Consider the following 24141-nt stretch of genomic DNA (forward strand, 5'->3'; position numbering starts at 1 on the left):
TTCCCAGGGGGCGTTTGCCCCTGCCCCGTCTGCGGCCATAGAATGGCCGGATGCGCAACGATGACCTCTCCCTCCTGTTGAACTCCCTCAACGATGCCCAACGCCAGGCCGTAGCAGCCTCGGTGGGGCGTCAGTTGGTCCTGGCCGGTGCCGGCTCCGGCAAAACCCGTGTGCTGGTGCACCGCATCGCCTGGTTGATCCAGGTCGAGCAGGCCTCGCCGCATTCGATCCTGTCGGTGACCTTCACCAACAAGGCCGCGGCGGAAATGCGCCAGCGGATCGAACAACTGCTGGGCATCAACCCGGCGGGCATGTGGGTCGGCACCTTCCACGGCCTGGCACACCGCCTGTTGCGTGCGCACTGGCAGGAGGCGGGGCTGAACCAGAACTTCCAGATCCTCGACAGCGACGACCAGCAGCGCCTGATCAAACGGGTCATTCGCGAGCTCGGCCTGGACGAGCAACGCTGGCCGGCCCGCCAGGCCCAGTGGTTCATCAATGGCCAGAAGGACGAGGGCCTGCGCCCGAAACACATCCAGGCCAGTGGTGACCTGTTCCTCGGCACCATGCGCAGTATCTACGAGGCCTACGAGGATGCCTGCCAGCGCGCCGGGGTCATCGACTTCTCCGAGCTGCTGTTACGTGCCCTCGACCTGTGGCGCGACCATCCGGGCCTGCTCGAGCACTACCAGCGGCGCTTCCGGCACCTGTTGGTCGACGAATTCCAGGACACCAACGCCGTTCAGTACGCCTGGCTGCGCCTCTTGGCGGCCGGCGGCGACAGCCTGATGGCGGTGGGCGACGACGACCAGTCCATCTACGGCTGGCGTGGTGCCAAGATCGAGAACATCCACCAGTACACGGCCGACTTCCCCGACGCCGAGCTGATCCGCCTGGAACAGAACTACCGCTCCACCGCCGGCATCCTCAAGGCCGCCAACGCCCTGATCGCCAACAACAGCGGGCGCCTGGGCAAGGAGCTGTGGACCGATGTCGGTGAGGGCGAGCCCCTGAGCCTGTACGCCGCCTACAACGAGCACGACGAAGCCCGCTACGTGGTGGAAACCATCGAAAGCGTGCTCAAGCAGGGCGCCGCGCGCAACGAGATCGCCATCCTCTATCGTTCCAACGCCCAGTCGCGGGTACTCGAAGAGGCCCTGCTGCGCGAACGCATCCCCTACCGCATCTACGGGGGCCAACGCTTCTTCGAGCGCGCCGAGATCAAGAACGCCATGGCCTACCTGCGCCTGCTCGAAGGCCGCGGCAACGACGCCGCCCTGGAGCGGGTGATCAACGTGCCGCCACGCGGTATCGGTGAAAAGACCGTCGAGGCCATCCGCGAGCACGCTCGCCACAGCCGCCTGTCGATGTGGGAAGCCATGTGCCAACTGTTGGCCAACAAAGCCCTCAAGGGCCGTGCCGCCAGTGCCCTGGGCGCTTTCATCGAGCTGATGGAGAACCTGGCCGCCAAGGTTCTGGACATGCCCCTGCACTTGATGACTCAGACGGTCATCGAGCAGTCCGGCCTGATCATCTACCACCAGGAAGAGAAAGGCGAAAAGGGTCAGGCCCGGGTGGAGAACCTTGAAGAACTGGTCAGCGCCGCGCGCAACTTCGAAACCAGCGAAGATGACGCCGACCTCTCTCCGCTGTCGGCCTTCCTCGGTCATGCCTCGCTGGAAGCCGGCGATGCCCAGGCCGACGAGCACGAAGACAGCATCCAGCTGATGACCCTGCACAGCGCCAAGGGCCTCGAATTCCCCTATGTGTTCCTGGTTGGCATGGAAGAAGGCCTGTTCCCTCACAAGATGAGCCTGGAAGAGCCTGGGCGCTTGGAAGAGGAACGCCGCCTGGCCTACGTCGGTATCACCCGAGCCATGCGCCAGTTGGTCATGACCTACGCTGAAACCCGTCGCCTGTACGGCAGCGAAACCTACAACAAGGTGTCGCGCTTCGTCCGAGAGATCCCCGCCGGGCTGATCCAGGAAGTGCGCCTGTCGAACAGCGTCAGCCGCCCGTTCGGTAATACGCAAAGCCAGAACAGCAGCTTGTTCGCCAACGCGAGCATTCCGCAGACGGCCTTCAGCCTCGGCCAGCGCGTGCAGCACTCAGTATTCGGCGAGGGCGTGATCCTCAACTTCGAAGGCTCCGGGGCCCAGGCCCGTGTGCAGGTCAACTTTGCCGAAGGCAGCAAGTGGCTGATGCTCAGTTACGCCAAACTGGAAGCTATCTGACCTTCCTTTCCGGACGCTCCTCCTATGGGCCTTTCGTACAGCGGTTAGACGAAAGGCCCACAGATCTGCCAGATAAGCCTGTAAGCCAATCAGGCAAAAGCTGGAAACATTATGGCGCTGGTCATGTGTCCTACAACCTGTGCACCATGACGCGCGTGCAATCAACCACACGGGAATACCCATCTATGCAACGTTTTCTTAGCATCGCCTTGGCGCTGTGCATCGGCCTGACGCTGAGCCTGGACGCCAATGCCAAGCGCTTCGGCGGCGGCAAGAGCTCGGGCGCCGCGCCTACCCACCAGACTCGCCAGGCCGCGCCAACCACTCCAGCTGCCACACCGACCGCTCCTGGCCGCGCACCAGCCGCTGCCAGCGGTGCTTCGCGCTGGCTGGGCCCACTGGCCGGCATCGCCGCCGGTGGCTTGCTGGCCTCGATGTTCATGGGTGATGGCTTCGAAGGCATGCAGATCTTCGACATCCTGATCATGGGTCTGATCGCCTTCCTGGTATTCCGTTTCATTGCTGCCCGCCGCCGCCAGCAACAGCCTCAGGTCGCCGCTGCCGGCCACGCGCCGTTCCAGCGTGAAGTCCATGCCCAGCCAGCCCAGCCGTCGATCTTCGGTGGTTCCGCTGCTCCTGCCCCAGTGATCAACGCTCCGGCCTGGTTCAACGAGCAGAGCTTCCTGGCTGCCGCGCGCAATCACTTCCAGTCGCTGCAACAGCACTGGGACGCCAACGAGATGGACAAGATCTCCGAGTTCGTCACCCCGCAGATGCTCGAGTTCCTCAAGCGCGAACGTGCCGACCTGGGTGATGGCTTCCAGTCCACCTACATCGACAACCTCGAAGTGCAGCTGGAAGGTGTCGACGACCGCGCCGATAAGACCATTGCCACCCTGACCTTCCACGGCGTGTCGAAGACCTCGCGTTTCGACCAGGGCGAGCCTTTCAGCGAAAGCTGGAACATGGAGCGCGCCCAGGGCGAAAACCAGCCATGGCTGCTCGCTGGTATCCGCCAGAACGGCTGATCCCAGGCCCTGTTGCCGTTCCATAAACGGCAACAGGCTCCACCGCATTGCACAAAAAACCCCAGCCCTGCCTGGGGTTTTTGCTTTTAACACAGCGGGCTACTAGGGTATAACGCGCAGCGTGTCATCAAGGTCAGAGGATGTGAACCGTGGAAGAAGTGATCGAACAACTCCGTGAAGCCAACGAACCGGTACCGGTGCCCCTGGAGCTTCCCGATGAAGACTTGCTGGTCGAAATCGAGGAGCAACTGTTCATCAACATCCCCTTCGTGTTCAAGGAGTTCCTACTGACTGTCAGCGACGTGGTGTATGGCAGCCTGGAGCCGGTGACCGTCACCGATCCGCAATCCCATACCTACCTGCCCGAGGTAGCAGCCAATGCCTGGGACTCCGGCGTCCCCCGCGACCTCATCCCGATATGTCAGGATGGCGATGACTACTACTGTGTCGAGGAAGACGGCACCGTGGTCTTGTGGTCCGGCGAGGAAGAGATCGTGACCGAGGAAAGCTGGGAGTCGGTCTGGCACTGGGCCCGGGACGTCTGGCTGGAAAGCTGAGCGAGTCATAGCCTCACGGAGCAATGGCTCCTGTTCATGAAATCGCCAGGCTTGCGGCCTGGCGATCCCGCCAACGCGTCATCTACCCATCAGTGCGTATGATCGCGGTGGTTCTCCAGGGTCTCCAGCAAAGCGATCTGCATGCGGGTATGCACCCGGATGAACCAGCGCCACAGCACCGCCACTACCACTGCCGCCACCACCACGATCAACAGCAGTAGTTCGGTGGTTGGCAGTATGCTCGCCGACAATGCCGACAGTAGCAGGAAGATCACCAGCAGCGAGAGCAGCGGGATCACTTCGGCAATCACCCGCCGCACACGCTGGGTATGGCGCCCCGCCATTTCCGGCTTCACGCCCATCTCCGCCAACAACATCGATAGCGCCTTGAGCTTGCGGTAGGCCGCAATCAGGAACGGCAGCGACAGCAGCAACGCCGCTCCCCAGATCAGCGCCTTCTGCTGGCTGATGTCACCGATCCACTCCTGCAAGTAGTTGCCGATGCGTACGGCGAAATAACCGCCGCTGAAGAAGATCGCCACGACCAGGGCGAGGTTGACGCCGACCTGCAACAGGATGCGCCGGATCATCGAGGCCAGCATCGCGCCCTCCCCTTGGGGCTGGATGCTGCGCAACCACTCGCCATACAACGACAGGACGCGCGCCAGACGTTGCGGCACGACCTTGGCGAGCTTGATCGACAAAGGGTCCGCAGCGCGAATCAGGTAAGGCGTCAGCAAAGTGGTGATAGCCGACACGGCTACGGCCACCGGATAGAGGAAGTCGCTGGTGACCTGCAAGGTCATGCCCAGGGCGGCGATGATGAAGGAAAACTCGCCAATCTGCGAAAGCCCCATGCCCACCCGCAGCGAGGTACGGCCATCATTACCCGCGATGAACGCGCCCATACCACAGGACAGCATCTTGCCCAGCACCACCGCCAGGGTGATCACCATGATCGGCCAGGCATAGTCGATCAGTACCTGGGGATCGATCAGCAGACCAATGGCAACGAAGAATATGGCGCTGAACAAGTCACGCACAGGCTCGATCAAGCGTTCGATCTTCAACAGCTGGCGGGACTCGGCCATGATCGCGCCGATCAGGAACGCGCCCAGGACCATGCTGTACTCCAGTTTGACCACCAGCAGGCAGAAGCCGAAGCACAGCCCAAGCACAGTGATCAGCAACATCTCGTTGCTCTCGAACTTTGCCACGTAGGACAACAGCCGCGGCACCAGCAAGATGCCGATCACCAGCGCAACGATCATGAACAACGACAGCTTGCCGACCGTGGAAAACACTTCGCCAGAGCTGACCGTGCCACTGACAGCGATACCGGACAACAGGGCGATGATACCGATACCAAGAATGTCCTCGACGATCAGCACGCCGAAGATCAGTTGGGCGAACCGCTCGTTCTTCATCTTCAGGTCATTGAGCGCCTTGACGATGATGGTGGTCGAGGAAATCGCCAGAATCGCGCCGAGGAACAACGAATCCATGGTGTTCCAGCCGAACCAGCGACCGATCTCGAAACCGATCCAGATCATCAGGACGATTTCCAGGAAGGCTGCGATGAACGCCGTGGCGCCCACCTTGAACAGCTTGCGTAGGCTGAACTCCAGGCCCAGGCAGAACATCAGGAAGATCACCCCGAGCTCGGCCAGCGTCTTGATCGTCTCTTCATCGTGGATCAGGCCAAACGGAGGGGTGTGCGGCCCGATGATAAAGCCTGCGACGATGTAGCCAAGCACCACCGGCTGTTTGAAGCGGTGGAAGAGAATGGTGACCACCCCGGCGACCAGCATGATCACTGCCAGATCCTGGATGAAGCTTATGGCATGCATGGCGTGATGCTCCTTGTTTCAAATGCACGGGACAGACCGCTCCTCTATCAGACGAGGTCTGAACAAGCAGAGAGTACATACTGTTCTAGATGTAGGAAAACCCACGATGCGTGGGCGCGCTCAGGTTAACATCGCGCCCTACTGCAAAAAGCTGGTGCAATATGTAGAAACAGATCGGCCAGTTCGCCGCAGGCTTTGGCGCGATTCACGTGACGGAAAGGCGCCGGACGGCGTCCCGTTTCAGGATGGGAAAACTCTAAAGGGGAAACAGAAGTGTCCGCAGATACCCACCCCGATTCAGCGCAACCTTACCGTGAGCACACTATGGAACCTGGAAACGCCCAGCTGTCGATGACTGTCCTGATGACCCCGGACATGGCCAACTTCTCTGGCAACGTACACGGCGGCACTCTGCTCAAGTACCTCGACGAAGTCGCCTATGCCTGCGCCAGCCGCTACGCCGGATCCTATGTGGTAACCCTGTCGGTGGACCAGGTGATCTTTCGCGAGCCGGTGCACGTTGGTGAGCTGGTGACTTTCCTGGCTTCGGTCAACTACACCGGCACGACCTCCATGGAGGTCGGCATCAAGGTGGTCACCGAAAATATACGCGAACGCTCCGTGCGCCACTCCAACAGCTGTTTTTTCACCATGGTCGCCGTCGACGACAACCGCAAACCCGTCGCAGTGCCACCGCGCCAGCCAGAAACCAGTGAAGAGAAGCGACGCTTCCTGCAAGGCAAGCAGCGCCGTCTGATCCGCCAGGAACTGGAAAAGCGCTACCAGGACCTGAAGACCGACGCCATCTAGAGGCGCTGTGCCTCGAAGCGTACACGTGGGTGTGCGATACGATCCTGGGCCCGTACCAACTGCAATTCGTAGCTGGCGCAGGCCTGGGTTTCCAGCAGCACTTCATGAACCGCCGCCGCGGTGAATTCGAACGCCTGCAGCCAAGAGTCACCGAGCAGGACCCGAGCCAGGAACAGCCCGGAAGTCAGGTCACCCACGCCTACCGGCTGACGCGGGAAAGCCAGCAGCGGGCGGCGCAGGTGCCAGCTCCCTTCCTGGGTAACCAGCAGCATTTCGAAGGCGTCGCCAGGGCGGCCCGGATAGGCCAGGTGCTTGACCAATACCGCTTTCGGCCCCCGCTCGAGCAGGCTCCGCGCCATGACGACGCAGTCCTCCAGGGACTCGGCACGGCGTCCGCAGAAACTGTCCAGCTCCAGCTGATTGGGGCAGAGGATGTCGGCAACGGCCGCCGCTTGCTCCAACAAGAACTCGCTGACCTCCAACGGTACGATACAGCCTTTCTCCACATGCCCCATGACCGGATCGCACAGGTACAGGGCGCGGGGGTTGACCGCCTTGATCCGCTCTACCCCTGCCAAGATCTCCCGCCCTTGCTCGGCGCTGCCCAGATAGCCGGACAGCGCGGCGTCACAATGGCCCAGCTCACCGATCGCTGCGATCCCTTCGACCAGCGCCGGAATCTGCTCTGGTGCGAGCACCTCTCCTGCCCACTGGCCATACTGGGTATGATTGGAAAACTGCACGGTATTGAGCGGCCAGACATTCACGCCGATCCTCTGCATGGGAAACACCGCGGCGCTGTTTCCGGCGTGGCCGAAAACCACATGGGACTGGATAGCGAGCAGGTGCGGTGTACGTTTCATGCAAGGTTTCCAAAGCGGGTCAAAGAATGTGCGGCGTGCAGTATGGCGCCAAATGCCACCTGTACGACAGGCCAGCAAGGCAGTTAAGCTGAACCAACTTGGTTGGAGCATACGCAAATGTTGACCCTGGAAAACCTCTTCGTGCTGATGGTGCTGGCGACGGCAGGTGCCTGGTTATGGCACAGCCATGGGCTACGCGAGAAGGCCCTGGAGCGGGTCAAGCAGCATTGCGCCAAGCTCGACCTCGAGTTGCTCGACGGCGCCGTCGCCCTCAAGCGCATCGGTTTCAGCCGCGATGCAAATGGCAGGAAGCGCTTGGCTCGGGTGTACGGGTTCGAATTCACCGTGACCGGGGAGCAGAGACACCCAGGTACCGTGACTCAATTCGGCCCCCACACCATGCAGATCGAACTCGCCCCCTACCCCTTCGAGATCAAGACCCCGCCACGGGAAGACAACGTCATCGAAATGAAGCAGTGGCGCCAGGAACACAACCGCTGGCGTCAGTGATCAGGCCTGCACGCAGCAGGCTGCCAGCGCCTGTTGCAGCGCATCCACCGGCTGAGCCCGGTCGAAGATCAATTCGATCCTTGAGTCTTTACGCCATTCGCTTAGTTGCCAGGTAGCTGCCTGGCATTCCAACCCATTGAAGGATTGCCAACCCTGTGGGCAGTGGATAACCAATTTGGCGCGGCGCCATGGCCACTGCCGGAGGAAGTCCTGCAAACGCACCAGGTCAAAACACTGCTGGGGGTGCCAGCGCCAGCCGATACTCCAGCCCCCTTCGCCTTGCTGCGCCAGACAGATAGGGGTCTGCGGGGTTTTCCACAGGGTAGGAAGCGGGGCCTTGAACAGCTCCCCAGGCAAATTATCCACAGCTTGGGGCACCTCAACGACAGCACCATCCACAGGCAAGCGCGCTAGCGGAAGAAATCCCTGTTCGGTCCAAAAACAGGGCAGAGCGGGCAAACGGGAGGTTATCAACAGCCGCTTTTCTTTATCCACAGCGGCCGACTTGTTCATGACCAAGAGCCCAGCAGCCAATAATGCTTGCTGCTGCGCATCGGGCAACGCCTGCCCTTCAGCAAGCCTTTCGGCATCCAGCACCAGCAGCAGCGGTTGTACCGCCAGAACGCCAATCCACGGTGGTTGACGCAACTGCATCAGCAACTGCAGCGGATGACCCAACCCGGAAGGCTCGATCAGAAGACGGTCAGGACGCGCCTTGCGCAATAGGCGACCTAGACCGACTTGGAAAGGCATGCCGTTGACGCAGCACAGGCAGCCACCAGCAACCTCACCGATGGCAATGCCATCGTCGCCACAGCTGAGCAAGGCTGCATCCAGGCCGATCTGGCCAAACTCATTGACCAACACTGCCCAGCGCTCACCGGCAGGGCGTTGGGCCAACAATTGGCGGATCAGGCTAGTCTTGCCGGCACCCAGCGGTCCGGCAATGACATAGGTAGGAATATTCTGCAGCATTTGTCCGCACTGTCTGGCATTTGCCCCACTATGCCGGGTCAAGCCAACCAGTCAAGGCTCAGCAATAAGCGGCGCTCCCCCGCCTGTGGTGAAGGAGAGCGATGGATCAACCCCGCCCCCTCATTGCCCAGCCACTTCTCGCCCTTCAGCACCGCCACCTCACCAACCTGCAGGCGCCTGATCTTATCCACAGACGGCGTATCTGTGGATAATCGTGCCCGATCAATACCGTCTTCTTCCAGCCACTCACTGCCGCACCCTATGTAAGTCGTGAGCAAGCGCACAGGCACATGATCAACGTGAAAACGTGGGCACATCGCCCCCTCCAGCACACGCAAGCGCAGCCCTATACGCTGCGCACCAAGTAAGCAGGTATAGGCTGAGACCAACCAGGAGACATCAGCGACAAAGCTCTCATAGCCGTGCAGGTCGGCAGCGCTGGCAAGCAGACCGTCCAGCGCTGGCGATTGCCGTTCGTCCACCTCGATCACCCGCTCCTCAGCCAGCGGCTGGCCCAGGCTGAGCAACAGCGCGGCGAAGTCTTCGATCTGCGCAGGCAAACGCCGTTGCCAGACCGCCAGATTGGTGCCGTCCTGAAGAATCTCGGCAAGTACCGGCGGCGACTCCCCCGTAACCTGACGAGGCGCCGGCATCAACGCCCGCGCCAGCATCAGGCGGCCTCCTCGTCATGCCAGGGACCGAACGGGTCCGGCAAGCGCAACCAGGCCTGCGCCCCCTCGGTCATTTCCGCATCACTCAGCAAGCAGGCATCGAGTTCGGCTGTCAGACGGGCAAAGTCGATGTTCTGGCCGATGAACACCAGCTCTTGTCGGCAGTCACCGCATTCGGCTGTCCAGAGCTTGAGGATAGCCGCTGTACTCTGCTCATCCTGAGGCCAGTGCTCACGTGGTACGAAGCGCCACCAACGGCCAGCGAAGCCATGGCGCATCATGCCACCGGCCTGAGACCAACTGCCGGCCTCCTGATATTTACTGGCCAGCCAGAAGAACCCTTTGGAACGCAGCAAACGGCCATTGCCCCATGGCCTGTGGATAAAGTCGAAGAAGCGCTGGGGATGAAGAGGCCGCCGGGCTTGCCAGGTACTGGCAGCGATTCCGTACTCTTCAGTCTCCGGTACATGCTCGCCCCGCAGCTCCTGCAGCCACCCAGGCGCTTGGGCGGCCTGGTCGAAGTCAAACAAGCCGGTATTGAGAATTCGCTCCAGCGGCACCTGGCCCATCAACATGGGGATGATCTGCGCACGAGCATTGAGCCCGCGCAGGATGGCGGCGAGTTCTTCACGTTCATGCTGGCTGATCAGGTCGATCTTGCTCAGCAAGATCACATCGGCGAATTCTACCTGCTCGATCAGCAGGTCACTGATCGAACGCTCATCACCCTCGCCAAGGGTTTCACCATGACTGGCCAGGCTTTCGGCAGCTTGGTAATCGCGAAGGAAGTTCAGACCATCGACCACGGTGACCATGGTGTCCAACCGTGCCATGTCGGACAAGCTGCGGCCCTGCTCGTCACGGAACGTGAACGTCTCGGCGACCGGCAGGGGCTCGGAAATGCCAGTGGACTCGATCAGCAAGTAATCGAAACGGCCTTCCCGCGCCAAGCGGCCAACTTCCTCAAGCAGGTCTTCACGCAAGGTGCAGCAAATGCAGCCATTGCTCATTTCCACCAACTTCTCTTCGGCACGGTTGAGGCTAACGTTGCGCTGGACCTCACTGGCGTCGATATTGATTTCACTCATGTCGTTGACGATTACCGCCACCCGCAGGTTTTCACGGTTACGCAGCACATGATTAAGCAGGGTGCTTTTACCAGCGCCGAGAAAGCCGGAAAGCACGGTAACGGGAAGACGGTCTGGCATGGCGGATCCTCATCTGGCGAGCGCATTCGAACGATGCATTGCATGATGTTATATTATAACAATACAATTTCGCCAAGCCGCTTATCCTTTGAACGCGACCGAAGGTACGCCCGAGAACAGACGATGACTTTGTTATGTACCAGCCCCTGCGTCCTCGCAGTCCTACTCGTTATCCAGCCTTTGGCAGCGCATGCCATGCCTCGCAGCGACCTGACCCTGTGCACACGCAGCGCTACGCTGTTGGCGTGCCAGGATGGCAAGGGCAACTATTACAGCGTGCGTACCCAGGGCAATACGTTCTATCTGCGCGGCTATGAAGTTGAAGGCCGTCGCCTGTGGGCGCAAACCAACAGTCGCTATGGCTCACTGACTTTCTTCACGGGCCTGGCCAGTGATGGCGAAGCCTGGGTTGGATACAGTCGTCGGATCGGCTGGACCACCATCAACCGGGTTTCCAGCTCCAACGGTCAGCGCTTCAACCTGCATTGCAGCCTTGTTGGCGGTTGCCGCTAGCCCTTCTCTCTTACTCTGCCTTGGCGAAATCCACACCATGACGACCCTGACTCTTCCCGACATCGCAGCTCAAATGAATCAACGGGCGCAGCCCTTGGAATGGGTCGGTATGCGCGGTATCGCCCTCCCCATCAGGTTCGAGGAGCAAACCCTTACCGCCACTGCCGATGCTGGCGTCAACCTGGATGACGACGGTTCTCGGGGCATCCATATGTCGCGGCTGTACCTGGCCTTAGAACAGCTGGAAACCGTGGAATTGAATCCCGCCTCCATCTCCCGGCTACTCAAGACCTTTCTCGAAAGCCACGTGGGTCTTTCCTCCAGTGCCTACCTGACATTACGCTTCGACTACCTGCTAAAACGTCCAGCCCTAGTCAGTCCTCTGAGTGGCTGGAAAACCTACCCGGTCGAACTGTGCGCTCGGCTGGAAAATGAAATGTTCCACGTGGAACTAAAAGCGGATGTCCCCTATTCATCCACGTGCCCGTGCTCGGCTGCCCTTGCCAGACAGCTGATTCAACAGCAATTTCTCGAAGACTTCGCCAATCGAAAGCTCGATCATGAGTCCGTACTCAGGTGGTTGGGTACAAGCGAAGGGATAGTTGCCACACCTCACAGCCAGCGGAGCCTGGCTCGCCTGCAGGTGAGGTTGCAGCACGACATGAAGGTTCTCCCCATCAAGGTACTGATAGATCAGACGGAGGCGGCGCTGGGTACGGCAGTCCAGACAGCCGTGAAACGGGCGGATGAGCAGGCTTTCGCCTTGGTCAATGGCCAGAATCTGATGTTCTGCGAGGATGCAGCGCGACGTCTACACCGCGCGTTGCGCGATCAGCCCTGGCTCACCGGGTTTCATCTGCGTGTGGAACATGCCGAGAGCCTGCATGCCCATGATGCCGTGGCCAGTAGTCTGTGGAACTGGCAATCCATCGCCCCCTCAGAATGATCAACTGCGCGGCTGTACCGAACCGCAATCACTACCCAGCCAAACCGCCCGGGTGTTCATGCTCCCCTGCTGCTGAACACCGGAAGCGTTGAAGGTGCCATTAACCTGGGAGAGGAACTCACGGTCACTGAGGAAGGTAGCCTGACCGTTACCTTGCGCCCGCGGACAACTGAACTCGAACTTCCATACATTGCCGCTGCGCTCGGTGATCTTCTGGGTACAGCCAGACTGAGGATCCTGCAGTGGGATATCGTCGGTCTTGACCTGCTCCGGCGTCAGGCAAGAACGCACGCCTTTACCCGCCACCGTAATGCCCTGCTTGGCCAGGGCGCCTTCCATCATCTCCCGTTGCTCAGGTGGCAGGTTCTTCAATTGGCCGAGCATGAACTCCATGTCCGGCAAGGGCTTTCCATCGACCTGCATGTTGCTGGTGGTCAACTCCCACAAACCGGGTTGTAGCATCTGCGCATGCACCAGTGGGCTGGAAAGGCCAAGCACCAGAGCGAACAGTGGCAGACGAATCTTCATGTCAAAACTCCTCGATACCCCGGCCCCAAGCCGGACAACGACTTAGACGCGATTTTCCGCTTTCGGTTGCACCCAGGCACAGGAACATGGTCTGTTAGTGACCAGTGCCCTCCGTCAGCAGGATGCATATGGATTACCACAGCCCTTACTTCTTCGGTTACCTGATCGGCCTTACTCACCTGCTCGGCCTCATCGCCGCGCTGCATGCAGTGTTCACTGTCCGTACGGCGCAAGGAGCGATCGCCTGGGCCATGCCCCTGCTGTTCATCCCCTACCTGACGCTGATTCCTTACCTGGTATTCGGCGCCCGCTCCTTCAACGCGTACATCCAGGCCAGGCGCCAGGCCAACCAGGAAATGCATGTGGCGATGGCCAACCTGAACTGGCGCCCCTGGGTCGAAGAGGCAATGGCTGCCCGGGAGTCCAGCTCCTATGCTGCCCTACGAGCCCTGCCGAAGCTGGGACGCATGCCCTGCCTGGCGAATAATCAGGTGCAGCTGCTGATCGATGGCGAGGCCACATTCGAGGCCATATTCGCTGCCATTGCCGAAGCGCGAGATACGGTGCTGGTACAGTTTTTCATCATCCACGACGACGCCATTGGCCGCGAGCTCCAGCAGCTGCTATTGCGTAAGGCGGCCGAAGGCGTACGCATCTTTGTCCTTTATGACAGCGTCGGCAGCCATGCCCTGCCTAACCGTTACTGCCAGGTCCTACGTGATGGCGGAGTGGATATAAGGGCCTTCGCCACCCGTCGCGGCTGGTTCAATCGCTTCCAGGTGAACTTCCGCAACCACCGCAAGATAGTGGTGGTCGATGGACTGCTTGGCTTCCTTGGCGGGCTCAATGTCGGTGATGAGTACCTGGGTGGCCATCCCCGCCTGTCGCCCTGGCGCGATACCCATGTGCAAGTCAGCGGTCCCGTGCTCGCCTGCCTGCAAGAGTCGTTTGCCGAAGACTGGTACTGGGCAGCGAGGGAGTTGCCGCCATTGATACTGCCGGATACCTACCCCGAAGATGGCGTGTTGTGCCAAGTACTGGCCAGCGGCCCAGCCGACTCCCAGGAAACCTGCGCGCTGTTTTTTCTCGAGGCCCTGCATTCGGCCACCCAGCGCATATGGATCACCAGTCCCTATTTCATTCCCGATGAAGCCGTATTCGCCGCATTGCGCCTAGCCGTACTACGAGGCGTGGATGTGCGCATCCTGATCCCTTCTCGGCCCGATCACCGTATCGTCTTTGCCGCCTCCAGCCTGTTCGCCTTCGAGGCGGTACGTGCCGGCGTGCGTATGTTCCGCTATGAACCGGGGTTTCTGCACCAGAAGGTGGTGCTGGTCGATGACGAAGTCAGTGCGATCGGTAGTGCCAACCTGGACAACCGCTCCTTCCGCCTGAACTTCGAGATCATGCTGCTGACGGTAGACCGGACTTTCGCCGACCAAGTCGAAGCCATGTTGCTCAATGACTTCGAGCAGTCCAGGGAAATCACTGCAAAAGACACCAACGATACGCATCGCCTGCAACAGCTAGGGATGCGTATCGCCCGGCTCATTTCACCGATTCTCTGAGCTCGCTCAGCGATAAAGGTCTTCGCGGGTCCACGGCAGATCATGGTGACCATTGGCGTATGGTTTCACCGCCAGAATCTGGTGGAGGTTGATCCAGCCTTTGCTGAAGGCATAGGCACAGCCGGCCAGGTAAAGACGCCATATCCGCAAGGTCTTTTCCGGGACCATGGCCGCAGCCTTGTGCAACTGGTTCTCCAGGCGCTCGCTCCAGTGTTCCAGGGTGCGCGCATAGTGCAAGCGAAGGCTTTCGACGTCGACCACCTCAAGACCGGCCTCGCAGATCCGCGCGCTGATCATCGACAGGTGTGGCAACTCGCCATGGGGGAAGACGTAGCGGTCGATGAAATCGCCTGCTCCCCGCCCGACCGGACGGCCATCCACATGCTTGGCCGTGATGCCATGGTTCATGACCAAGCCACCTTCCCGCACTGCGCCGAACAGGCGCTGACAATAGAGGGCCAGGTTGGCATGGCCGACATGTTCGAACATGCCGACACTAACCACCTTGTCGAAGCGGCCATCCTGGGGTAAATCGCGATAGTCGAGAATCTGCAGGTCGACCTTGTCGGACAGCCCCTCGTCCTTGACCCGCTGGCGCCCAAGCTTGAGTTGCTCCTTGCTCAGGGTAATGCCGAAGACCTTGGCGCCATACTCCCGCGCGGCAAACCTGGCCAACCCACCCCAGCCACACCCCACATCCAGCAGATAGTCACCGGCTTGCAGACGCAGCTTGCGGCACAGATGCTCGAACTTGTTCTGCTGGGCCTCATCCAGAGTGTTGTCGGCTTCCTTGAAATAGCCGCAGGAATACGCCATGTCCTGATCCAGCCAAAGCTGGTAGAAGTCGTTGGATAAATCGTAGTGATAGGAAATGGCCTCGGCATCGGTGGCCTTGTCATGGGCAGTGCGCACCGGCGGGACCTCGGTTTCATCCTTGAGCAACGCTTCACTGAGCTCATCACAGACCCGGATGACTTCACCAATTTTCCCTTCAAGCTCAAGCTTGCCTTCGACGAAGGCGGCGCCCAGTTCATCCAGGCTGGGGTGCGTCAACTGACTGATCAGTTGGGGCTCCTTGACCAGGATGGTGACTTGAGGGCTCGGCCCCAGATCGAACTGGTTACCGTCCCACAGCTTCAAGCGCAGTGGTAAGTGCAGGCTCTGCAATGCGGGTGGAAGTTGCGCAAGCATGAATGACCCTCCCTTTCATCTTCGGACGTCACCGAAACAGGGTAGTTCATCCGTGCGAAGTTTCCGTTAATCAAGACCATAGTCTAGAGCTATCAATCCAGGTCAGGCGCCAGAATTGTATACAATCCTCTGTGCGCCGACTAATCTTGTGCCCCAAATCCACTTCTTCATCCTGGAGTACGACCATGAAATCCTACGATGTGGTGATCATCGGTGGCGGGCCCGGCGGCTACAACGCCGCTATCCGTGCTGGCCAATTGGGCCTGAGCGTAGCCTGCGTGGAAGGCCGCTCGACGCTCGGCGGTACCTGCCTGAACGTCGGTTGCATGCCTTCCAAGGCCCTGTTGCACGCCTCAGAGCTCTATGAAGCCGCCAGTGGCACGGAGTTCGCCCAGCTGGGCATCGAGGTCAAGCCGACCCTGAACCTGGCCCAGATGATGAAGCAGAAGGACGAGAGCGTTACCGGCTTGACCAAGGGCATCGAATTCCTTTTCCGCAAGAACAAGGTCGACTGGATCAAGGGTTGGGGTCGGCTGGATGGCGTCGGTAAGGTCATCGTCAAGGCCGAGGACGGCAGCGAGACCGCACTGCAGGCCAAGGACATCGTGATCGCCACCGGCTCCGAACCGACGCCGCTACCGGGCGTGACCATCGACAACCAGCGCATCATCGATTCTACCGGGGCACTCTCGTTGCCACAGGTGCCCAAGCATCTGATTGTCATCGGCGCTGGAGTGATCGGCCTGGAACTGGGATCGGTCTGGCGCCGCCTGGGGAGCCAGGTCACGGTGATCGAATACCTGGACCGCATCTGCCCGGGCACTGACGAAGAAACCGCCAAGACCCTGCAAAAAGCCTTGGCCAAGCAAGGCATGAGCTTTAAGCTCAGCAGCAAAGTCACCCAGGCCAGCGCCTCCGCCGACTCGGTGAGCCTGATCCTGGAGCCTGCCGCCGGCGGCGCCCCGGAAACACTGGAAGCCGACTACGTGCTGGTCGCTATTGGCCGTCGCCCCTACACCCAGGGCCTTGGCCTGGAAAGCGTCGGCCTGGAAGCCGACAAGCGCGGCATGCTCAACAATGAGCACCACCGCACCTCGGTGCCGGGCATCTGGGTAATCGGCGATGTCACCTCCGGCCCAATGCTTGCGCACAAGGCAGAGGATGAGGCGGTATCGTGTATCGAACGCATCGCTGGCAAGCTCCATGAGGTCAACTACAACCTGATCCCTGGCGTCATCTATACCCGTCCGGAATTGGCCAGCGTCGGCAAGACCGAAGAACAGCTCAAGGCCGAGGGCCGTGCCTACAAGGTCGGCAAGTTCCCCTTCACCGCCAACAGCCGCGCCAAGATCAACCATGAGACCGAAGGCTTCGCCAAGGTCCTGGCCGATGCCAACACCGATGAGGTGCTAGGCGTTCACTTGGTGGGTCCGAGCGTCAGCGAGATGATCGGCGAGTTCTGCGTAGCCATGGAGTTTTCCGCGTCGGCCGAAGACATCGCCCTCACCTGCCATCCCCACCCGACTCGCTCCGAAGCCCTGCGCCAGGCCGCGATGAACGTCGACGGCATGGCCATGCAGATCTGAACCTGATCCCGGCTGCATACAGTCCTGGGGTCCAGGAGCGGATGCATGAAAGACAAAACCCCCAGGAGGGGGTTTTGTTTCGGCAAACCGGATACTTGTGACATCCTGACTCAATCACGCCTGCTGACGCGTAGCCGCCAAGACAATTTCACGGATGCATACACCCTGGGGTTGTTCATAAGCGTATCGAACGGCATTCGCTACATCGTCGGCTGAGAGTACCACCCCTCCCATTCCAGCTTTCCAGTCTTGATACCCGGCTTTGATCGCATCGTTGGTTGTGTGGCTGAGCAGTTCGGTCTCCACCGCACCTGGCGCAATGGTGATAACCCTGACGTTGTGAGCCGCAACTTCTTCGCGCAGGTTTTCCGAAATCGCATGCACTGCGAACTTGGTACCGACATAGGCAACATGGTTAGGGAAGGTCTTTCGACCGGCGACGGAGCCGATATTGATGATAGTCCCGCGGTTGCGCTCAATCATACCGGCCAAGACTGAATGAATGCCGTTCAGCAGCCCCTTCACGTTGACATCGAGCATGCGTTCCCACTCATCTGGCGATTGGGTATCCATGTCCCCTAGCAGCATGACGCCGGCATTGTTGACAACCACATCAGCTGGACCGAATTTCACCTCGGCTTCCTGCACAGCAGCCAATAGGGCGCTCCGATCTGTCACATCCACACCTCGGCACAGAGCGTTAGGCAGGTTGAGTTTTTCAAGACGCTCCACGCGACGGGCCAATAGCAACAATGGGTGACCCTGCGCGGAAAAAAGGCGAGCAATGGCTTCCCCAATCCCAGAGCTGGCGCCGGTCACGATGACTAGGGGCTTCTGCATGATAAATCTCCTGACATATGGAAAACGTATGGCAAGTAGTGTAGGCAAGCCGTCAGGTTTGATAAAATGCTTAATTCCTTTAACAGGTATCGGAATATCCTATGGATATACGCCATCTGAAAGCGTTTATTGCCGTATTCGAAGAACGCAATATCACTTCAGCCGCACAGCGCTTGTGCATTAGCCAACCGACGCTCTCGGTGACTATCAAGCAACTGGAAGAAGCGCTGGGTACCACTCTTTTCAACCGACAATCTCGGGGTGTCGAGGTGAGTGAAGAGGCACGTTCTCTCTACCCTCAAGCCTGTTCGTTGGTGAGTGAGTCGGAGGCCTTGCGGCTAAGGTTTCGCACAAGCCAAGCGCGACTTCCGTTGAGCTTAGGTATTGAAAATGACCTCGCCCCTGACCACGTTCGTACTTTTTTATCGTTTGTCCGCCAGGCTGTGCCGCAACTTTATCTGACCCTCTTCGAAGGTTGTGCTGGTGATGCTCGATTGGGCGTTGAGGATGAGCGTTGCGAGGACGAACTATTCCTCCCCATTTGGGACGACCCTTTCGTTTTGATCAGTAGGCGGGGTACTGAGTTAGGGTCCACACCCAGTGTCTATCCCTGGGTCATCTGTCCTGACCACCCCACTCACCAACGCTTGGCGCCGCTCTACGGCAACTCCAGCGCTACAGCAGTAGCTAGCAGCGGCTCTCTTAACCAGTCAGTGTCGCTTGTGGCCGCCGGCGCCGGGGTGGCGATAGTGCCTTCGTCGCTGGTGAGCAATAGACAAGACGTGATTACCCAGCCCATCAAGTCCCCGCTGCCCAGCCGCAGAGTCGGGCTGTGCTATGGCAGCTCAGCTCTCAACAATACGGCGCTAAGGCTGACTTACACCGCTCTGCGGGATGCCCCCAAGACGTCCTGGGATACCACGACTGTTCGTGATGTACCGTTGGATGTCGTCTTCTGACGCACACCTCCCAGAGCTCCTGCGACAGTTTTAATTCTCAGAATCCAGTTTTGGTTTTTGAGAATTAAAGCTGTCGCAGCGGGGGCACAAAATCCGCGGTCTGCAGCCTCGGCTTGAGGAAACGCAAAACTGTCGCAACCATCCGAAATGACAGTCCAGACGATTGCGCCAGAGAATTAAAACTGTCGCCGCCAGCATCGACGCGGCCTGGAGGCCTCTCGACGCAGCGCGCTCCCGCCTTGGTCGATCAGTCCCATTCCGCTGGATGAATCCAGCATCCCGGACTTTCACTGTCAAAGAATTCGACCTCTACAGGACCAAGGTCATCCTGGATAACCTGGTAAGTCATATTGCAGTATGGCTGGCCCCTCGGAAAACCGAGACGGCTACGCGCTGAATGCCAGTTCCACGCATACGCTTAAGCAAGTGCCTGTCATGCTCCCCTAGCCCCACCCGAACAGTGTCAGTGTCTGCCACGGCGAGGCAAGTACCTCCCGGTATGCTGGGAAATTGCACCTGACTTGACCAAGCGTTTGCATGGCACTTGACCACCTGTTTGCATTCGACTTGACCAGCCATTTGCATCGGATATGACCACTCAAGGCACGCACTAATGGAGAGCTATAAAAGCGATGTGGGCGGCACCACCTGAGGCGTGCCATAAATGATGCACATCCCAGCCCCAGGTTCTGAGTGCTGACGTCTTGTTGAACTCTTTCACCAAATCGGTGGCGATCTCCCCTACGTCGATCCGCAGTGCGAACTGCGGCCGCATTGCGTGCATAACGTCTACCCCCATATCGCCGGCCAGAAGCTTGCACATCAGTCTGGTGCGCAGCTTCCAAGGAAGGCTCTTTCCGCGTCGTTCCGGATGCTGGAAGACCATGGTGTTCAGATGGGCCGACGCGTGAATATAATCAGTGCTACTCATCCAAACCTCTAGGTGTGGGTAGCTGTACCGCTGTTCTGGGAGAGGGCCAAGCACGGGGTAGTCCAGTTCAAGATAACGGCTAGCCCTGCTCTTAGGGTCGAATGCAAACAGGTGGTCAATTGGGGCCGGCAGCTCTCGGCCAAAAGCTGCCATTCATGATCAGCAGTAATCGACCCATTGCAGCCGGTCGCGTACGCCTGCAATCAATCAAAGCATCTGCTTATTCGCGGGCTTGTGGGGCGGGTAAAAACTCAGACGCCTTGAAGGTCCATGACTCAGCGCTTGTAGAGTAACGCTTCAACTACAACGCCAAATGCTGATGAGTGTTCACGGCGATTGGGGTAGTAGAGATGGTAACCGGCAAAGGGTTGGCACCAATCTTCCAACACCCGCACAAGGCTACCGTCAGCTAGCTCCTTCGCCACCATGTCCTCCGGCAGGAAACCCAAGCCACATCCCGCCACGGCCGCACGCAGGATCGGCAGGCTGCTGTTGAACGTCCATTGTCCTTCGACACGGGCCTTCAGTTCGTGACCATCCTTCTCAAAATCCCATTGCATCAGACTGCCATGGGTGGGTAGGCGTAGATTGATGCAGTCTTGCGCGGCCAGATCACCGGGCTCCTTCGGCACCGGCCGCTGTTTGAAATACTCGGGTGAGCCCACGACCGCGATTCGCAAAGGTGGCCCGATAGGAACGGCGATCATGTCCTTAGCCACCTGATCTCCCAGGCGTACACCGGCGTCATAGCGTTGCGCGACGATGTCGGAGAGCGCGTAGTCGACAGTGATTTCGACTTTGATGTCCGGATAGTCGGGGAGCACCTTTAAAAGCTTGGGCCACAGAATATTGTTGGCGGCATGTTCGGATGCTTGAATCCGCACATTGCCTGCCGGGGTGTCACGAAACTCGCTGACGGCAGCCAGTTCGAGTTCAATCTCATCGAACCTCGGCGCCATCGATTGATACAGCCGCTGACCCGCCTCGGTCGGCGAAACGCTGCGGGTGGTACGCGTCAGCAGGCGCACGCCCAATCGGCTTTCCAGCGCGCGCATGGTGTGGCTCAGCGCCGACTGCGAGACGCCAAGCTGGGCGGCCGCGCGGGTGAAACTGCCTTCGCGGGTGATGACCACGAAGGCTTGCAGGTCGTTTAGATTGGCGCGGGACATTGATGAGAACCTCTCATGAGGGGCGCTGGATTAATCCATGAAAGCAGGTTGCACACGGATGCGCGACCCCAAGAGAGCTAATTACAAGGTGCGGGCGTAAAACGCGGTCAGTTTGCCAATTGCGGCATCGACATGACGCGGCACCCAATAGGTTTCGATGTGCGTCGCGCCGTCGAGGATAAACACTTCCTTGTCGGTGGTGCCGGTGGCTTTGGGAAAGGCGTCCTGCGTCATGTACAGGCTGTCGGCTTTGCTGCCAGCGATCATCAGCAACGGTTGGTTGATCAGCTCGATATGGTCAGTGGCATCGAAACGCATCAAGTCGATCAGGCTGCTGGTGGTGTATTTGAAGGTCGAGTTCGGGTGCGCGTGGGTCTTCCAGTAGTAGTCATAACCTTGGCGATACAGCTCGAAGGGCAGTTTGGCAATCTGCTCGTCGGTAAGGTTGGCATCGCCTGAATACAGCACCGCGCCGCCGGCCGCCTCTTGCGCGCGGGCTGCTGACGCCTGTTGCAGGCGTTGCTGAATGCTGTCCATTTGCGAGTCGTTGTAGCCGTTGCGACGTACCCGGCCCGAGTTGAACATGCTCACCGTTGCCAGCGATTTGAAGCGTTTGTCGGTTTGCGCTGCCGCCAGCGAATAACCACCGCCACCACAGATACCGAGCAGGCCCAGACGCTTGTCATCGACGCCGGCAAACTGGCTGATGAAGTCGGCCATGCCGTGAATGTCTTCGATGCGATACGCCGGTTTATCGATGCTGCGCGGCTGACCACCGCTGGCACCCTGATACGCCGCATCGGCAGTGATAGTGATGTAGCCCTGTTCGGCCAGGCGTTGGGCATACAGACCGGCGACTTGTTCTTTCACGCCGCCATTGGGGTGTGCAACGACCACGGTCGAATAGGTCTTCTTCGCATCATAGTTAGCCGGGGTGTATACGTTGGCGGCGATATCCAGCCCGTTGAGCTTGTAGCTGACCGGGTGGATGTTGACCTTGCCCGGTTCGTTCTTGCTGATCGCGCCGTCGTAGGCGAGGGTGAACGGGTTCTTTTTGTAATCGGCGGCCAAGGCTTCGCCCGCCGAAAGGCCGACCAATGCCGACATGAACGTGGCTTTGAGTGTGTTTTTCACGTGAAGCTCCTCAGCAATCAAAAGGGCGGCAGTTGCAAAAGTGTTTGGGTCAGTCCAGCTGGTTTTCTTTGAGGAATTGCGCGACCAGGTCAGCGATCTGCACGTTGTTCAGATCCGACATGGGGAAGTGGGTATTGCCGTGAATGCCGATCTCCGGCAGGTGGATCAGTCGCACATCACCGCCGTGGCGATTGACCGCGTCACGCCAGAGCCGGGCCATTTTCAGGCGTGCGCGCCAACTGTCCTGAGCGGGCAGGTCGACCGCCTGCTCCGGGATGTTGTCGCCGTAAAGGATCAGAATCGGAATGCGCGTGAGGGCCATGAATTGCTCCATCGGCACCGCCGCGCCTTGCACTGTGTCGAACGCGCTGGGAATCGGCGCAGGCACTTCACCATCAGCAAACACGAAGCTGCTGCCCGGTTCGAACGCCACGATGGCTTTGACCTTGTCGTTCTTGATCGCCGTCAACCAGCCCGGCCCGCCACCTTGCGAATGGGTGAATAAAATCCCCGGGCCGATTTTTTCGAACAGTGCTGACACGCCATCAGAGACCACGTCCATGTCGAACGGCCCGGTGTTCGGCGTCATCGCCCGGAAAAATTGCTCGCGGGTCTGTGCATCCTGTGCCACTTGCACGCCGTTGAAGTAGTTGGGCCACAGGCCGATGCGGAACTGGTTGAACCACAGTTGTTCGTCAGGCACAGGCTTGATTGTGGTTTCGACCATGCTGCGCCCGGCATCGCCACGCCGTGGCTGATCGATCAGATAGACGCCGTAATGGCGGCGCAGAAAGATGTTCTGAAAGCCTTCGCGACCATCGGCGGTGGTTTCCCAGGTCTTGGAAAACTGACCCGCACCATGCCACATGACGATGGGCAGTTTTCGCGCATCCACCGGAATTTGATAGAAGGCGTAAACGTGGTCACCGTGGTAGGTCTGGCCGTTGGGCGTCATCGGTTGGTGCGGGTTGAAGGTGCCCGGTGCAGTGGTCACCGTTCCGCCGGCGGCGAAGCTGCCTTGTTGTTTAATCAGCAACGAGCCATCGGGGTGGTTCGCGCAGGCCGCCAACAGGCTCAACAGCGTGATGCTCAGCAGGTACTTTGCAGATTTCATGTCATTTCCCCGAAGCCGCGAGGGCCTGGGTCAACGCGGTATTGGCACGTTCAGCCGTATGCGCATCGCCGTGTTTTTTCAGCAGTTCCGTGACCTCGAGCAACTGTGCCGTGCTCAGACCGACGCGCAGGCTCGCCGCCATGTGCGAGCGCAATTGCGGCTCGACACCTGGCGTTGCCGCCAGCGCCCCGACGGTCGCCAGTTCGCGGCTTTGCCAGTCGAGGTTGTCGCGCTCGAAGATATCGCCGAACAGGTGGGTTTGCAGGAACCGGTTGATCACCGGAGCGAACTCGAACACCGGGCCTTTGACCGGGGCGCCGGAGATCCTGGTTTGATTCGCGGTGCCGGCGGCCAGCAGCTCATCCCCGATCGGAATCGCCCGGCTCGGCTCACGCCCCAGCGCGTCTTCGATACCGCGCTGTTTGCGTGTCTGCACCACCGTCATCAGCTCGTTCAAGGCGTTGAGGCTGCGCGGAAAGCCCACATAGGCGTACAGCTGCACCAAAATTTCCCGGGTTTCGCTGATGGTCAAGCCGGCATCGAGCCCTTGATTGAGCGCGGTGTTGAGGTTGGGGATGTCGCTGGTCGCCATGAACGCGGCGATCAGGGGAATCGTTTGTTGCTGGCGCGACAAGGTAGTTGCGCTGGCGCGCGTGCTAGCCATGGTCTGCGACGCCTCGGCTGCTTGAGTGGTAACGCTGAACATCGCCCCGATGCCTAGACAAAGCGCCATGAGTGTGGGGAGGGCAGTGTTGTTGCGTGCGTCAATGGTCATCGTGAAAGGCTCCATCCATTGCGGGTCACTGCGGTGTCGCTGGATCGTACGGAGGATGGTTGTGTCGATTAACCCCGAAATTGCGCATGGACTTCTGAGCAGAATTCATGAGTCGCCATCGCCATAATCGCTGCAATTGCGGCGCGACTGCGCTGGTGCGGGGCATGGAGGTAGGATGACG

23 protein-coding genes and 1 pseudogene are annotated in these 24141 nt (G+C 59.5%); 10 read left to right on the forward strand and 14 right to left on the reverse strand.

What is annotated here, in order from left to right:
• Positions 1-50 precede the first annotated feature (50 nt).
• The 3 genes from uvrD to ACYU03_RS25695 all read left to right on the forward strand — a co-directional run bounded on the left by uvrD (position 51) and on the right by ACYU03_RS25695 (position 3819).
• Complete coding sequence (gene uvrD, locus ACYU03_RS25685; RefSeq protein ID WP_461887402.1) at positions 51-2234, forward strand: DNA helicase II; 2184 nt, start codon at positions 51-53, stop codon at positions 2232-2234.
• A gap of 185 nt (positions 2235-2419) precedes the next feature.
• Positions 2420-3262: a Tim44 domain-containing protein gene (locus ACYU03_RS25690; protein WP_461887403.1), complete on the forward strand. Its 843-nt coding sequence runs from the start codon at positions 2420-2422 to the stop codon at positions 3260-3262.
• A gap of 149 nt (positions 3263-3411) precedes the next feature.
• Complete coding sequence (locus ACYU03_RS25695; RefSeq protein ID WP_461887404.1) at positions 3412-3819, forward strand: SMI1/KNR4 family protein; 408 nt, start codon at positions 3412-3414, stop codon at positions 3817-3819.
• An 89-nt stretch (positions 3820-3908) separates the two neighbouring features.
• Here ACYU03_RS25695 and ACYU03_RS25700 read toward each other — a convergent pair whose 3' ends face one another.
• Complete coding sequence (locus tag ACYU03_RS25700; RefSeq protein ID WP_461887405.1) at positions 3909-5669, reverse strand: cation:proton antiporter; 1761 nt, start codon at positions 5667-5669, stop codon at positions 3909-3911.
• A 324-nt stretch (positions 5670-5993) separates the two neighbouring features.
• On the opposite strand from ACYU03_RS25700, the gene ACYU03_RS25705 reads away from it, so the two are divergent.
• Complete coding sequence (locus ACYU03_RS25705; protein WP_461887406.1) at positions 5994-6479, forward strand: acyl-CoA thioesterase; 486 nt, start codon at positions 5994-5996, stop codon at positions 6477-6479.
• On the opposite strand, the gene pdxY is transcribed toward ACYU03_RS25705, so the two are convergent.
• On the reverse strand, positions 6476-7342 hold the full coding sequence (pdxY, locus tag ACYU03_RS25710) for a pyridoxal kinase PdxY (protein ID WP_461887407.1): 867 nt from the start codon (positions 7340-7342) through the stop codon (positions 6476-6478). The two genes, ACYU03_RS25705 and pdxY, sit on opposite strands and share 4 nt — an antisense overlap.
• A 117-nt stretch (positions 7343-7459) precedes the next feature.
• Between pdxY and ACYU03_RS25715 the strand changes: the two genes are divergently transcribed.
• Entirely contained in the window at positions 7460-7852 is a 393-nt protein-coding gene (locus tag ACYU03_RS25715; protein ID WP_461887408.1) for a DUF3301 domain-containing protein, read from the forward strand.
• Here ACYU03_RS25715 and ACYU03_RS25720 read toward each other — a convergent pair whose 3' ends face one another.
• From ACYU03_RS25720 to zigA, 3 genes are read right to left on the reverse strand one after another with little or no spacing between them, the layout of a single operon-like run.
• Positions 7853-8827, reverse strand: a complete 975-nt coding sequence (locus tag ACYU03_RS25720; RefSeq protein WP_461887409.1) for a CobW family GTP-binding protein — start codon at positions 8825-8827, stop codon at positions 7853-7855. It abuts the gene before it with no gap.
• 38 nt (positions 8828-8865) lie between these two features.
• Complete coding sequence (locus ACYU03_RS25725; protein WP_461887410.1) at positions 8866-9498, reverse strand: DUF1826 domain-containing protein; 633 nt, start codon at positions 9496-9498, stop codon at positions 8866-8868.
• Positions 9498-10706 (reverse strand): zinc metallochaperone GTPase ZigA, encoded by a 1209-nt coding sequence (gene zigA, locus ACYU03_RS25730; protein ID WP_461887411.1) that lies wholly within the window; start codon positions 10704-10706, stop codon positions 9498-9500. The genes ACYU03_RS25725 and zigA overlap by 1 nt, the downstream gene beginning before the upstream one ends.
• Before the next feature lie 195 nt (positions 10707-10901).
• Between zigA and ACYU03_RS25735 the strand changes: the two genes are divergently transcribed.
• Entirely contained in the window at positions 10902-11219 is a 318-nt protein-coding gene (locus tag ACYU03_RS25735; RefSeq protein ID WP_461887412.1) for a glutamine synthetase, read from the forward strand.
• 37 nt (positions 11220-11256) lie between these two features.
• A complete protein-coding gene (gene folE2 / locus ACYU03_RS25740) occupies positions 11257-12165 on the forward strand; it encodes a GTP cyclohydrolase FolE2 (RefSeq protein ID WP_461887413.1) in 909 nt (302 codons plus the stop codon).
• On the opposite strand, the gene ACYU03_RS25745 is transcribed toward folE2, so the two are convergent.
• Entirely contained in the window at positions 12166-12693 is a 528-nt protein-coding gene (locus tag ACYU03_RS25745) for a DUF3617 domain-containing protein (RefSeq protein ID WP_461887414.1), read from the reverse strand.
• Between the two features lie 128 nt (positions 12694-12821).
• Between ACYU03_RS25745 and cls the strand changes: the two genes are divergently transcribed.
• The gene (cls, locus tag ACYU03_RS25750) at positions 12822-14261 is read left to right on the forward strand and encodes a cardiolipin synthase (RefSeq protein ID WP_461887415.1); all 1440 of its coding nucleotides are present in this window, start codon (positions 12822-12824) and stop codon (positions 14259-14261) included.
• Between the two features lie 6 nt (positions 14262-14267).
• Here cls and cfaB read toward each other — a convergent pair whose 3' ends face one another.
• The gene (cfaB, locus tag ACYU03_RS25755) at positions 14268-15452 is read right to left on the reverse strand and encodes a C17 cyclopropane fatty acid synthase CfaB (protein ID WP_461887416.1); all 1185 of its coding nucleotides are present in this window, start codon (positions 15450-15452) and stop codon (positions 14268-14270) included.
• A 185-nt stretch (positions 15453-15637) separates the two neighbouring features.
• Here cfaB and lpdA point away from each other — a divergent pair, with 185 nt between their 5' ends.
• On the forward strand, positions 15638-17038 hold the full coding sequence (gene lpdA / locus ACYU03_RS25760) for a dihydrolipoyl dehydrogenase (RefSeq protein WP_461887417.1): 1401 nt from the start codon (positions 15638-15640) through the stop codon (positions 17036-17038).
• 114 nt (positions 17039-17152) lie between these two features.
• On the opposite strand, the gene ACYU03_RS25765 is transcribed toward lpdA, so the two are convergent.
• The gene (locus tag ACYU03_RS25765; RefSeq protein ID WP_461887418.1) at positions 17153-17878 is read right to left on the reverse strand and encodes an SDR family oxidoreductase; all 726 of its coding nucleotides are present in this window, start codon (positions 17876-17878) and stop codon (positions 17153-17155) included.
• Between the two features lie 101 nt (positions 17879-17979).
• Between ACYU03_RS25765 and ACYU03_RS25770 the strand changes: the two genes are divergently transcribed.
• Positions 17980-18837 carry a LysR family transcriptional regulator gene (locus tag ACYU03_RS25770; protein WP_461887419.1) on the forward strand — a complete coding sequence of 286 codons (858 nt, stop codon included), beginning with the start codon at positions 17980-17982 and terminating at the stop codon, positions 18835-18837.
• A 247-nt stretch (positions 18838-19084) separates the two neighbouring features.
• On the opposite strand, the pseudogene ACYU03_RS25775 reads toward ACYU03_RS25770, so the two are convergent.
• The 6 genes and pseudogenes from ACYU03_RS25775 to ACYU03_RS25800 form a co-directional block, all read right to left on the reverse strand.
• A pseudogene (locus tag ACYU03_RS25775) lies at positions 19085-19422 on the reverse strand (DUF4917 family protein).
• A gap of 25 nt (positions 19423-19447) precedes the next feature.
• The gene (locus ACYU03_RS25780; protein ID WP_461887420.1) at positions 19448-19768 is read right to left on the reverse strand and encodes a hypothetical protein; all 321 of its coding nucleotides are present in this window, start codon (positions 19766-19768) and stop codon (positions 19448-19450) included.
• 275 nt (positions 19769-20043) lie between these two features.
• Positions 20044-20937: a LysR family transcriptional regulator gene (locus tag ACYU03_RS25785; RefSeq protein WP_461887421.1), complete on the reverse strand. Its 894-nt coding sequence runs from the start codon at positions 20935-20937 to the stop codon at positions 20044-20046.
• 81 nt (positions 20938-21018) lie between these two features.
• Positions 21019-22071 (reverse strand): alpha/beta hydrolase, encoded by a 1053-nt coding sequence (locus ACYU03_RS25790; protein ID WP_461887422.1) that lies wholly within the window; start codon positions 22069-22071, stop codon positions 21019-21021.
• Positions 22072-22120: 49 nt separating this feature from the next.
• Positions 22121-23065 carry an alpha/beta hydrolase gene (locus ACYU03_RS25795; protein ID WP_461891550.1) on the reverse strand — a complete coding sequence of 315 codons (945 nt, stop codon included), beginning with the start codon at positions 23063-23065 and terminating at the stop codon, positions 22121-22123.
• A gap of 121 nt (positions 23066-23186) precedes the next feature.
• A complete protein-coding gene (locus ACYU03_RS25800) occupies positions 23187-23960 on the reverse strand; it encodes a carboxymuconolactone decarboxylase family protein (RefSeq protein WP_461891551.1) in 774 nt (257 codons plus the stop codon).
• Positions 23961-24141 lie beyond the last annotated feature (181 nt).

The sequence above is a fragment of the Pseudomonas sp. X10 genome (genome assembly GCF_054889225.1).